The organism is Pseudomonas protegens (assembly GCF_003732485.1).
Classification (GTDB): Bacteria; Pseudomonadota; Gammaproteobacteria; order Pseudomonadales; family Pseudomonadaceae; genus Aquipseudomonas; species Aquipseudomonas protegens_B.
The window spans coordinates 400,051-411,848 of the sequence record NZ_MOAK01000036.1; the positions used below are offsets into that span (position 1 = coordinate 400,051).

Consider the following 11,798-nt stretch of genomic DNA (forward strand, 5'->3'; position numbering starts at 1 on the left):
TCGGCGTGCCGATTCCGTTCTGGTATCCGCTGGATGCCCAGGGTGCCGCGGACTACGCCAGGCCGATCCTGGCGGACGAACGCTCACTGCCTGTGGACCCGACCCTGGACACGCCAGCGGGCTACCGCCCCGAGCAACGCGGCCAGCCCCATGGCTTTATCGGCGAGCGCGACATCATGGACACCTGGGCCACCAGTTCCCTGACCCCGCAGATCGCCGCCGGCTGGGAGGAGGACGACGACCTGTCGGCGCAGGTCTACCCCATGGACCTGCGCCCCCAGGGCCACGACATCATCCGCACCTGGCTGTTCTCGACCCTGGTGCGCAGTCATTTCGAGGCGGCCGTCGTGCCCTGGCGGCACGTGGCGCTGTCGGGCTGGATCCTCGATCCGGACCGCAAGAAGATGTCCAAGTCCCGGGGCAATGTGGTCACGCCGCAAGCCTTGCTGGAGCAATACGGAAGCGATGGTGTGCGCTATTGGGCGGCCCTCGGGCGTCCTGGCAGCGACACCGCCTTCGAAGAACAGCAGATGAAGATCGGCCGGCGTCTGGCGCTCAAGCTGTTCAACCTGTCGAAGCTGGTTTTCGCGGTTCCGGGAGACCCCGAAGGCCGCGTCGACCAGCCACTGGATCAGGCCATGCTGCAACGCCTGGGGGCGGTGACTGGCGAGGCCCAGGCGGCGCTGGAGGGCTACGACTACAGCAGTGCGCTGATGGGCATCGAGGGCTTCTTCTGGTGGTTCTGCGATGACTATGTGGAACTGGTCAAGCGTCGTGCCTATCGGCCCGAAGGGCATTCGGCACGCAACGCCCTGGCGGCTGCCTTGAGTGTGCTGCAACGTTTGTTCGCGCCTTTTCTGCCCTTTGTCTGTGAGGAGGTCTGGCGTTGCTGGCAGCCGGGTTCGGTGCACCACACCCAGTGGCCCGAGGCGCAGGTGGCCGAGGACTTTGTCGAGCCACTGCTGGAGGCGGTCAGTGCCACGCTGGCCGCCATTCGCAAGGCCAAGTCCGATGCCCGGCAGTCGATGAAGGCCGCGGTGGAACGGGTCGAACTGGTGGCGCGCGGGCCGCTGCTGGAGTCCCTGCAATGGGCTCGCCAGGACCTGATCGAGGCCGGGCAGGTCGCCAACCTGGTGTTCATTGAAGGCGCGGTACGGGAAGTGCGGGTCTGGTTGCAGGATTGACTGCGATGCCCCGGGGCCTGCCCGCGAGAGGACGTTGCCGTCCTTTCGCGGGCAGGCTGGCCACGGCCTCACTTTCCCGAGCGTTGCAAACCCATTACCGTGCACGTCGTGGGCGATTTATTGGCAGGAGACGTGCGTGAATATCAAAGACAATCCGCAGGACTATAGGGACCTCAAGCGTGCCGTTGGCTTGCTGGAGTCACCCTCGCTGACGGCGCGCCTGTCCGGCGTGCTTGGCTCGCCCATTGAAAGCGCGGTCAAGGCCTTGCCCAACTGGGTGTCCGGAAAAATCAACGATGCGGTGGTGGCCGCGCTGCGTACCTCCGCCGACGCGGCACTGTGGAGCCTGGAAAACACGCCGAAAAAACAGGCGTCGACGCTGTTGCACAAAGTCTATGCCGCCACTTCCGGCGCGGTGGGCGGCGCTTTTGGTTTTGCCGCGCTGTTTGTCGAGTTGCCCATCTCCACCACCATCATGATGCGCTCGGTGGCCGATGTGGCCCGCAGCGAAGGCTTCGACCTCAACGACCTGGCCACCAAGCAGGCCTGCATCGAGGTGTTCGCCATGGGCGGCAACAGCCAGGCCGATGACGCCACGGAGACCGGCTACTACCTCACCCGCAGCTTCACCACCCAGGCCATGCAGCAACTGTCCAAGGAACTGGCGGCCATCGCCGCCAAGCAGGGGGTTGGCGCGGCTGGCAGGTTGTCGCCGGGGCAGGTGGGCAAGTGGCTGGCGCTGTTGATCGAGAAGGTCGCCAGCCGTTACGGCGTGACCATCTCCAGCAAGTTCGCGGCCCAGGCGGTGCCGGTGATCGGCGCCTTTACCGGGGCCACCATCAATGCGCTGTTCACCGACTTCTACCAGGACATGGCCCGGGGGCACTTCACCGTCAAGCGCCTGGAGCACAAGTACGGCTTTGAGCAGATCAAGGGCGAGTATGCGCACATCCTGCGCAAGCCGCTGGCGGGCTAGAGAGGGTATCCACTTGAGTGACTTTCCGGTTATCCGCACCCCGCGCCTGATCCTCAGGGAACTGTGTCCGGCCGATGTTCCTGCGTTGTTCGCCATTCACAGCGACGCCGATGCCATGCAGTGGTTCGGCACCGACCCCATGACTGATGACCGGCAGGCCGAGCAACTGCTGGCGCAGTTCGCCGGATGGCGGGCCTTGCCCAACCCGGGCGTTCGCTGGGGCATCGAGCGCCAGTCCGAACCCGGCCTGCTGGGCACCTGCGGCCTGTTCAAATGGAACCGCCCGTGGCGCAGCTGCGCCGTCGGTTTCGAGCTGGGGCGTGCGGCACAAGGGCAGGGGCTGATGAGCGAGGCGCTGGAGGCCATCCTCGACTGGGGTTTTGCCCACATGGCGTTGAATCGGATCGAGGCCCAGGTGCACCCGCAGAACCTGGCGAGCCTCAGGTTGCTGGAACGGATGGGGTTTGTTCGCGAAGGGCTTTCACGGCAGGCGGGGTATTGGCTGGGGGCCCATCATGATCTGCAGCAGTGCTCGTTATTGAGGGCGGAGCGTAGCGTTCGGTGAGCTGCCCCCCCTGCACTTGGACAAGTGCAGGGCGGTGCTCAAGTCGTTTCAGGCATCTCTCAGGATGGCGGCGGCAGCCGCGACTTTGTTGTCTTGAATCATCTGAAAGAAACCACGCTCCACATCGGCGACACGGGCATCGGGCAAGTAGGTCCGAGCGATGTCAGCCAGGCGTTCGCACCAGCCCTCGTAAGCGTTCGAATTGGCTTTACTGATACGAATCCGGGTCGGGTCCTGTTTGATTGCCGCCAGGACCGTATCGCTGTGGACCTGCTGGATTTTCATGATCTGCAGGTCCAGGGTGGCCGACTGGATCGGGTCGAGAAACATGCGGATCTTGCTGACAAACGAAACACTGGAAAACTCGGGCATCTTCAGGCTGGCGATCTCGTAAAGTGCCGGACGCGGTTGCTCCTTGAACAGCGCCGATGCCTGTTCGATCTGCGAGTCTTCGACCTCGGAGCGGAAGCGGCCAACACGGACATTGGCCAAACCACCCATTTGGGTAAATCCCCAGTAGAGAACATTCGATAGCCCGTCCTTGACGGTGTCCAGTGAGTCGCTAAGCAGTTGTTGGCGAATCCGGGTTTCCAGTTCGGACATCGACAGCCGAACAACCGGCGTCTGGCTGGCGAAGTCAAAATGTGCAGTGGGGAAGGCATAGCCTGCTACCGCATCGGCCAATGTTTTCGCTTGCAGAGGACTGAGTGGCATCACGTGCTCCTTGTGTAGTCATGGGGGGGAATGGCGGGCGGCCTTTCAGCGGTTGTCGGGCACCGGTACATCGTGGTCTTCGACGGCTTGCAGGTCGTGGTAGGAGGGAAAGACCTTCCTGTTGCTGATCTTCAAGCCTGTGGGTTGCGCGAGCCCGTGGGTTTTACTGGAGTCCCAGGTCCGACGTTCGCCGCAATAGGTATGCACCACCTCCGAGTTGTCCCAGAACAGGCGCTGCAGCAGGGCTTCGTACTCGTCTAGCCACGAATCATCGAAGATGTAACTGCCTTTGGGGTAGGTGGCGAAGTGCATCATATGCCCGTAGTAGCAATGCCCCCGGCTGTTTGGCAGCACGCTGAAAAGCGCCCTGGTGATCTGCGCCCCCGTCACTGGCAGGCTTTGCAGCACCGCGCGATTGTGCGCTTCGGCAGCCGGCGAAGGGTCAAAGCAGTGGATGTATCCATACAGGGTGCCGCTCATGGGGTCAGATGCCTGCGTCGTGGGTTGGAAGTGGTCGATCAATGCAGCCTGTCGCGTAATGCCTTGAGGGCGGCATCCCGGTGCCAGGTTTCGACTCCAATGGCAATCGCCCCGGTCGCTTCAGGAACCATCTCGACGCAGGTCGCGATGCTCTGTTGTGCGAGCAGTTGCTGCGCCACCTCAAGGTGCCGGCGTATGCCGGTGAGCCAGTGACGCTGTTCATCGGTCAGCAACCTGATGGCCTCGGGATAGGAGCAGTCGAGCTTTTGTCGCAGGTTGATCATTGCCGGCTTGTCGTCACGACCGAATGCCGGGGTCAGTACATAGCACTGGCCTGCTGCGGCACGCAGGTCGTACTTGTCTTGCAGGTACTCTTCAACACTGAAGCAGTTGGCGACCGTCTCGATTGCTCCGCTGAGTACATTGACCAGATGGGCATTGACGCCGACATAGCAGTATTGCGTCATGCCGTGCACCACATAGTCCTCGCTGTTGCAGCGCACCGCCCAGTAATCACCCTTGGCGGACAGCTCGCAGGATTGAATGGCAAAGCGTTCGGGCTTTCCATCCCTGAGGGTGCCGGCATGGAGGGCAAGTACGGCATTGCAGGCTTGTTGTGCGGATAGCATCGGTCCGTGATCTTCGACAGTGAGTGTGGTGCTGATTTTTCGTCCTGCTGTATACCTCGTTGCTGTTCTATAAGCCACCGTGCTGCGAATGCCGGTCAACCCTTATCCTGTGGTGGATTACTGCACCACAGTTGTGTAAAAGCCCTCGCTTATTCAGCTCCGTGACTCTGCCAATTTTCCAGGTGCAAGCCAATGAAACCCAATGCCGAACTCCGGTTGTTTGCAGTCCCCCTGTGCGGTGGGCTGGTCTATGCCGTCACCAAGGGGCTGGTCAATGGCTGGCACGCTTCGCAGCTGTTCTCCGGGTTTCTGTATGGCAGTGTCATCGCCATTGTCCTGGGCATTCCTCTGTTGCTATGGGGCGACCGACGTTGCCCGGCGCTGCCCGGTCGACATTTTTTCAGCAGCCTGGTGCAGGCCTTGGCGGCCGCGGTTCTGCTGGGGGCTTCAACGAGGCACTTGCTGTTGGCGGTGCTGGGCGGGCTGGCGCTGGGGGGGCTTTTTACTCTGGTGGTGCGCGGGATCGAGGCATTGCCGGTTGCCGGTGAAGGGCCAGAGCGCCAGGGAGGGTCACGGGTGCTGATGGTGCCTCTGTCAGGTGCATTGACCCTGGGCAGCATCGCTACGGCGCTCTATCCCAAGGGCGAGGAAAGCCTGCCGATGTTTTTCTTCGGCGGGTTGATCGGCGCGTGGCTGAGTGTGCTGGTCTGTTGGCCGATGCTGTGGCTGGTGGAGCGGGTACTGGTCACCCCTTGGCGCTACGTGATCGGTGGCGGCCTCAGTGGCCTGGTGGTCTGGCTGCTGTCCGGGGCACAGGGATTGATGGTCAATCCTCAGGGCTGGTCCGCGGGACTGGGTTTCTGGGTGCCGCTGCTGACCCATGGTTTCTTTCCGTTCCTGCTGATCGGGCTGTTGAGCGGGATGCTGTTGACGGCCTGCAACCGGTTGCTCCTGCGCAAGAACGCGGGCCCCGGTTGAATTCGATGATCCTGCGGTCTTCTAGATACTTCGATGGGGCAAATATGATAGCGTTGCGCCACTTTTACCCTGCCGATCAAGGGATTTTTCGTGCGTCGATTGCTCAGTCGCTTATCAACCGTGTTTGCCGGACCCTCGGATGAGTATTGGGACCAGAAAGCCGCGGAGTTGACCTATCTGGGCAAGCTGCATCGTGGCGAGCTGGAGCTTGAGCAGAGCCGCCCGGGCCAGAGCCTTCAAGAGCGTGCCATCGCCGCCGTGGGGCCGGTGAACTTTACCGAGCTGCTGGCTGAGCTGGAGGTCGATACCGGCTACAGCACGTTGACGGCGGCGCAGATCAGCGGCGCGGTGGGCATCGGTATTGCGGGGGTGGTCTCGGCGTACATGACCAACCTGCACGCCGACAAGCTGGAGGAGCTGTTCCTCAAGTTGCATGAATATTTCAAGCCGGAAGGCACCACCAGCCCCCTCGATTATCGGTCCGGCGCCAAGCATCGCTACATCTTCGGCCATGACCTCAATGTGTTCCAGAAGCTGCCTGACGACTACACCTTCGGTGGCGAGTCCGTAGGCGGCAAGACCCTCTATTCCCTGGTCGTCGATTACATCGAGGCGGGGTACCCGGGCGCGGGCCCGGTGCTCAAGCACCTCAAGGCGATTGCCCATATCCTGACCCATTGCCTCAGCGACCTTCCCACCAAGGATGGTCTTCCCCTGCCGTTCAGTTCCCTGTTCACCCAGTGGGTGAAGGATGAAAGCAAAGCGTCCGGCTACAGCGCCTCGAACCCGCTGATGGATGCCCTGGGCAGGGAGTTCGGTACGATCAACGCGGCGGATATCAGCTCCTACGCCACCATCAAGCTGCTGTTGAGCGGACGGCACGCCATCGCGTTCTACAAGTCCGAGGTGTCCCAGGAGGACAAGGACCTGCACCTGGCGCTGATGAGCACCATCGCCTATGGCACGGGGTTGATGATCCAGATGTTGCTGCTGGTCGCCGGGGCAGGGGGGCGCACGGGCAAGATGAACTACCTGATTGCCGGGCCTTTTCTCTGGAATGCCGGCAAGTCGACCTTGATTACCCATCGTCAGCACCAGCGGATGGTGATGGACTACGAGCGCTCCATCAGCCTGCTTGACGATAAAACCACCACCTTCGATGACTGGATCAGAGTTCAATGCCAATGATCGATCATGCCGAAAATGCCGATACCGAATACCACTTCGAGTCGTCGGACGAGTACTGCTCTCCCGATCTCGTGGAGCAGGTTGCCCAGGCGCTGAAGCAGAACATGAGCCTGACGGCGACCGACCTGGCTCAGTTGGCGACCATCGTGCATTTGGAGCGCCTTCGTTACGACTTTGCCCACAGCGGGCAAAGTCTTGCCGAGCATGGCAAGGAGATTCAGCGGCTGCGCAACGAGCTGATTGAGCATCACCGTCGCGAGCCATTCGACAACGGCAAGCTGGAAAAAGCCTTCTACAAGGCGTTGAACAAGGCTTACGGCTATGTCGGATAAAGTCGTCCGGGGCCTGTTCATTGCCGCGGGCGCCATCGTCGTCAGTTGTACGTCGGGGCTGATGGGCAAGCTCGCCTCCGACTATCGAGAGCGCAAGCGCAGAAGCCGGCTCGATGAAACCTTGAACAAAATGGAAGCCAAGATGGCAACGGACAAACAGAACCGGAGAACTCCTTGATGGCGATTGTGGTAATAGGGCTGTTTCTCCTGATCCTGGCCATTGTGGTGTTTAGCACGGTCTTTTCATTGCTTGAAAAACCCCGCATCGCCAAACATGAGCAGATGAAAAAGGCCAAGGCCAAGACCTTCGGGAAAAAATAGGTAACGTTTTGAGATTCCCTCCCATCCTCCATGTCGGCTTCGAAGATGATGCGCTCTGCCTGGGCTGGGCCGACGGCCTGGTCCTGCGCCAACCCCTGAGTCGTCACAGCCGGCTGCAAAGCGCCACGCCCGAGCAGCGCGCGGATTTTCAGATCCACCCTCATGGGATCTCGGTGTCCTGGCCGCACCTGGCAGACGCGGATGTCAGCATCGACGCCTTCGACTGGATCTGGGAGCACCTGTGCCGGGAATCCATGGGGCGGCTGCAGGCTCTGGAGTGGCAACTGGAGCAATTGCCAGAGGACGATCAGGCCATCGTGGCGCTGTGGCGCCTGGAAGCGGACGGTTACAACGGGGGCTTCATACAGTTCTTCTGCAACTGGGGCGAGCGCAGTTGCGAGCTGGCGCTCAAGGCGCTGGTTGCCATTGGCGCGCGTAGCACCCACGCCGTGGTCAGCCGCCAGCGGCAGTTGATCGGGCCGCTTGAAGATCACCCGCAACTGCAGCGGCTGTGGGACATTCCCGAGCTGCTGAGTGATGAGCTACATGAGCTGATCGGTGGCGAGCTGGACGAGCAGTTGTGGTCGGCGATGGAGGAGGTGCCGACGCTGGCGGTTAAGTATTTCTACGGTGGCTGACGCTCCTTGCGCCATGCTCTAATGCCGCGCCTTGCTCCCCTTGAATGGATTCATCCCTTGGCTGAACCCCGTATCCGCGCCCTGGCGCTTTGTGTCTTCCACCACCAGGGCAAGATCCTGGTCAATCAGTTCCAGGATGCGGACAAGCAACAGATGCTGTTCCGGCCTTTGGGCGGCGGGATCGATTTTGGTGAGCACAGCGCCCAGGCCATTGTTCGCGAAGTGCAGGAAGAGCTGGGGCAGTCGATCATCAACCTGCGGCTGATCGGCACCCTGGAAAGCCTGTTTGTGTACGACGGCAAACCCGGCCATGAAATCGTCCAGGTGTACGACGCCCGCTTCGAGGATTCGACGCTCTACCAGCGCGCCCAACTCGACGCCCAGGAAAGCGACGGCGCGCCCTTTGTGGCCCGCTGGCATGGCAGCGCCAGTTTCACTGAGCACACGCCGCTGGTTCCCCAGGGGTTGGGCGAACTGTTGAAGAACGCCGGGTTGCTGGACTGACCGGGCCCTGGGACCCGGCAGGGCCACTGTTTCAGAAGTCCCAGCGGGTGCTGAGCATGAAGTTGCGCGGTTCGCCGTAGGCCGCCGAGTTATAGAAGCCCACGTTGGTGTAGTAGGACTTGTCGAAGAGGTTGTTGACGTTGAGGGTCGCCGACAGGTTCGGGGTGATCTGGTAGCGGGTCATCAGGTCCACCAGCCAATAGGCATCCTGGGAGATGTCTTCGTTGATCTTGCGCGGCGCGTTGTAGACCGAGTACCAACCCACGCTCTGCCAGCGCAGGCCGCCACCGACGGTCAGCTTGTCCAGGTCGCCCTTGAGCTTGTAGCTGGTGTAGAGGTTGACCTGATTCTCCGGTTCGAAGGTGGAGATCTTGGCACCTTCGTCATCGCGCACGATCTTGTGGGTGTAGCCGGCTTGCACTTGCCAACCGGGGCTCAGCTCACCGGAAATCTCCAGCTCGTAGCCTTTGGTGACCGCCTTGGCGCCCTTGAAGGCGTAGTTGTCCGGTGCCGGGGTCTGGTTGTTGTAGGCATCGTCCGGCACCGAGCGGTTGGTCTCGTGCACTTCGAAGTAGGCCAGGCTGCTGTTCAGGCGACCTTCGAGGAATTCGCCCTTGAGTCCCAGTTCATAGTTCTGGCCTTCGTCCGGGTTGAGCAGCTTGCTGTCCCGGTCCTTGTTCCAGCTTTCCTGGGGCATGAAGATATCGGTGTAGCTGGCGTAGACCGAGAAGTGGTCGTCGAGGTCGTAGACCGCGCCGACGTAAGGCACGAAGCGTCCGCTTTCCTTGTAGGACGGGGTCAGGCCGGTGAGGTGATAGTTGACCACCCGCCCGCCGAGGAACAGGTTCAGGTCGTCCATCAGGTTGAGGCGAGTGGTCATGTAAGTGCCGGTCTGGCGCACGGTGTCGTCGGTGCGCTGGGCCGGCTGCCCCCAGATGGGCCGCTCGATCTTGCCGTGCCAGTTGTAGAAGTCCACCACATTGCCGTTGGCCCCGAGGAAGTCCGGGGACCAGTAGCCCTTGCCGGTCCAGCGCGAGTTGGCAATGGAGCCGCCCAGCACCAGTTCATGCTCGCGGCCGAACAGGCTGAAGGGGCCGCTCAGATACAGGTCGGCGGAGTCGCTGGTGGTGTCGCCGGTGTATTTCTGCGCGTTGACCTTGGCCGTGCCATTGGTCTGCGGTTCGTCGAACTGGATCGAGCCGAGTTCGGCGTGGTAGCTGTTGATCTTGTGATCCAGTTGCAGCTTGGTGACCCAACCATTCCCCAGGTCATGTTCAAGCATGGCAAAAGCGGTGCGGGTGTATTGCTCCCAACCGCTCCAGGTCGCGCCGTTGTTGTAGGAGCGCGACATGCTGTTGTGCCCGCCGGTGGCGTTGATCAGCGGGAAGGTGCCGGACCAGCTGGAGCCCTTGGGGATGTTGTCCTGGTAGTCACCGCCCACGGTCAGCAGGGTGTCGGGGGACAGGTCGAATTCGAGGATGCCGTAGTAGGTCGAGGTCTTGCGCGAGTAGTGGTCGAGGAACGACTGCTTGTCCTGATAGGCCGCGACCGCACGGCCGCGGACATTGCCGGTTTCGGTCAGGGGGCCGCTGACATCCAGCTCGCTGCGGTAGTTGTCCCAGGAACCCATGCCCAGGGAGGCGTGGCCCTGGAACTGGGCTGTGGGCTTCTTGCGCACCAGGTTGATGGTGGCGCCCAGAGAGCCGGCGCCGGTGAGCAGGCCGGTGGCGCCCTTGAGCACTTCGACCCGGTCGTAGATGGCCATGTCGCTGAGGGTGTTGCCGGCCGAGTAGGCAACGTTGCGCACGGTGGAGGGAATGCCGTCGTACTGGAAGTTGTTGATCGAGAAACCGCGGGCGTAGTAGTTGGTGCGGTCGGTGTCGTAGGCCGAGACGGTGATCCCAGGGGTGTGGCGCATCACGTCGTCGACGTTGTTGAGGCCGAAGTCTTCCATGTGCTGCCGAGTGACCACGGTGATCGACTGCGGGGTCTGCCGTGGGGTCAGCACCATCCGGGTCGCGGTGGCGATAGTGCCGGGGGTGTAGGAGCCGCTGCCTTCGGTGACGGTGCCCAGCTGGTTGCTGACGATCTGGGTGGCTTCCAGTTCCACGGCCTGGCTGCTCTGGGGCAGGCGGGTCAGCAGCACGGCGTTGGCGCCATTGCGCTCAAAGCCCAGGCCGGTGCCCGCCAGCAGTTTGTTCAGTGCCTGTTCCACGCTCATGCGGCCGTTGACCCCCGCCGATTCGATCCCTTGAGCCATCGCCGAGGAGTAGGCGATCTGCAATCCGCTCTGGGTGCTCAGTTGATCCAGGGCATTGGCCAGTGACTGGCGAGCGATGGAAAAACTGTGGCTGCTTGGCGCTTGATTGCCGGGGGCGGCAGCGGGCTCGACGGCCGCCACAGGGCTGCAGGCCAGGCAGATGGCCAGTGCCAGGATGCTGCGGGCAGGGGTGAGTGTTGTCAGGTGCATGGAAGTCCCGTACGAAATAGGAATGATTTGCAAAAGCAAACACCCTGACGGGTTGACTTCGGGAAAGCCGTAAAACTTTTTTCAGCTTCCCTGGGTCAGGTGTTCAGCGCAGGACCAGGATGCCTCCCGGCAGGCGAGTAAGCTCGGTGGCGGTGACCTTGCTCAGGGCCTGGACGATGGCGTGGGGGTCGTCGAGCCGGTAGTTGCCGCTGACTTTCTGCTGCGCCGCGCTGGCGTTCAACAGCAGGATCGGCGCCGAGTAGTAACGCCGCAGCTCCCCCAGCACCTGGGCCAGGGGCGCGTCCTGGAAGGACAGGCGGCCATTGACCCAGGCCATCTGCCGCTCACCGCCCTCGGGGTTCAGGGGTTGCAGGTGATGGTCCAGCAGTTGCTGCCAGTTGCCGGCTTGCAGCAGGCTCTGCTCGCCCTGGTCGTTGGCCAGGCGCACCCGGCCTTCGCGCACGGCCACGGTCACGCCATCGGCGTGGCGGCTGACACTGAAGCGGGTGCCGACCACGGTTACCGTGGCACTGCCGGCCTCGATGGTCAGCGGCCGGGACGGGTCGTGGAAGGCCTCGACATAGAGCTCGCCGCGCAGCAGCTGGATGCGCCGCCGGGCGTTGCTGAAGTCGCTGCTGATGGCGCTGTCGCTGCCCAGCACGATGTGCGAACCATCGGCCAGGTCGAAGCGCTGGAGTTCGCCGACCGCGCTCAGGTGATCGGCCTGCAGGCGCAGCGGCAGGTCGCCGAACCAGCCGGCACCGAGCATCACCAGCACCGTGGCTGCGGCGGCCAGCCAGCGAGTGCGGGGGCGGTTTC

Annotated in this window: 15 protein-coding genes; 10 read left to right on the forward strand and 5 right to left on the reverse strand. The window is 62.2% G+C overall.

The genetic code is table 11. The annotated features are described in order from the left end of the window. The 3 genes from BLX41_RS34830 to BLX41_RS08815 all read left to right on the forward strand — a co-directional run. A partial coding sequence (locus BLX41_RS34830) for a valine--tRNA ligase (protein ID WP_259744578.1) occupies positions 1-1,184 on the forward strand: 1,184 nt, incomplete at its 5' end. A 136-nt stretch (positions 1,185-1,320) separates the two neighbouring features. Beyond that, positions 1,321-2,160 (forward strand): EcsC family protein, encoded by an 840-nt coding sequence (locus tag BLX41_RS08810; RefSeq protein ID WP_123724551.1) that lies wholly within the window; start codon positions 1,321-1,323, stop codon positions 2,158-2,160. 13 nt (positions 2,161-2,173) lie between these two features. Then, complete coding sequence (locus BLX41_RS08815) at positions 2,174-2,725, forward strand: GNAT family N-acetyltransferase (RefSeq protein WP_123724552.1); 552 nt, start codon at positions 2,174-2,176, stop codon at positions 2,723-2,725. A gap of 48 nt (positions 2,726-2,773) precedes the next feature. Here BLX41_RS08815 and BLX41_RS08820 read toward each other — a convergent pair whose 3' ends face one another. Genes BLX41_RS08820 through BLX41_RS08830 form a run of 3 tightly spaced genes read right to left on the reverse strand, consistent with a single transcriptional unit; the run spans position 2,774 to position 4,647 of the window. Further along, entirely contained in the window at positions 2,774-3,439 is a 666-nt protein-coding gene (locus BLX41_RS08820) for a hypothetical protein (protein ID WP_123724553.1), read from the reverse strand. Positions 3,440-3,484: 45 nt separating this feature from the next. Further along, a complete protein-coding gene (locus BLX41_RS08825; RefSeq protein ID WP_123724554.1) occupies positions 3,485-3,919 on the reverse strand; it encodes a hypothetical protein in 435 nt (144 codons plus the stop codon). 38 nt (positions 3,920-3,957) lie between these two features. Further along, entirely contained in the window at positions 3,958-4,647 is a 690-nt protein-coding gene (locus tag BLX41_RS08830) for a hypothetical protein (RefSeq protein WP_259744581.1), read from the reverse strand. Positions 4,648-4,740: 93 nt separating this feature from the next. Here BLX41_RS08830 and BLX41_RS08835 point away from each other — a divergent pair, with 93 nt between their 5' ends. From BLX41_RS08835 to BLX41_RS08860, 7 genes are all read left to right on the forward strand, one after another. Then, a complete protein-coding gene (locus BLX41_RS08835) occupies positions 4,741-5,526 on the forward strand; it encodes a hypothetical protein (RefSeq protein ID WP_123724555.1) in 786 nt (261 codons plus the stop codon). Between the two features lie 90 nt (positions 5,527-5,616). Next, positions 5,617-6,714: a hypothetical protein gene (locus BLX41_RS08840; RefSeq protein WP_148059699.1), complete on the forward strand. Its 1,098-nt coding sequence runs from the start codon at positions 5,617-5,619 to the stop codon at positions 6,712-6,714. After that, entirely contained in the window at positions 6,705-7,046 is a 342-nt protein-coding gene (locus BLX41_RS08845; protein ID WP_148059700.1) for a hypothetical protein, read from the forward strand. Before BLX41_RS08840 ends, BLX41_RS08845 begins: the two co-directional genes overlap by 10 nt. Next, positions 7,036-7,224 carry a hypothetical protein gene (locus BLX41_RS08850; protein WP_123724558.1) on the forward strand — a complete coding sequence of 63 codons (189 nt, stop codon included), beginning with the start codon at positions 7,036-7,038 and terminating at the stop codon, positions 7,222-7,224. Before BLX41_RS08845 ends, BLX41_RS08850 begins: the two co-directional genes overlap by 11 nt. Continuing rightward, the gene (locus tag BLX41_RS33580) at positions 7,224-7,367 is read left to right on the forward strand and encodes a hypothetical protein (RefSeq protein ID WP_185073455.1); all 144 of its coding nucleotides are present in this window, start codon (positions 7,224-7,226) and stop codon (positions 7,365-7,367) included. Before BLX41_RS08850 ends, BLX41_RS33580 begins: the two co-directional genes overlap by 1 nt. An 8-nt stretch (positions 7,368-7,375) precedes the next feature. Continuing rightward, entirely contained in the window at positions 7,376-8,005 is a 630-nt protein-coding gene (locus BLX41_RS08855) for a DMP19 family protein (protein ID WP_123724559.1), read from the forward strand. A gap of 57 nt (positions 8,006-8,062) precedes the next feature. After that, a complete protein-coding gene (locus BLX41_RS08860) occupies positions 8,063-8,509 on the forward strand; it encodes an NUDIX hydrolase (protein WP_185073457.1) in 447 nt (148 codons plus the stop codon). Between the two features lie 31 nt (positions 8,510-8,540). On the opposite strand, the gene BLX41_RS08865 is transcribed toward BLX41_RS08860, so the two are convergent. Both BLX41_RS08865 and BLX41_RS08870 read right to left on the reverse strand, forming a co-directional pair. Next, entirely contained in the window at positions 8,541-10,979 is a 2,439-nt protein-coding gene (locus BLX41_RS08865) for a TonB-dependent siderophore receptor (RefSeq protein ID WP_259744584.1), read from the reverse strand. A gap of 103 nt (positions 10,980-11,082) precedes the next feature. Then, positions 11,083-11,798: FecR family protein (locus BLX41_RS08870; RefSeq protein WP_259744586.1), on the reverse strand; the 716-nt coding region annotated here is incomplete at its 5' end.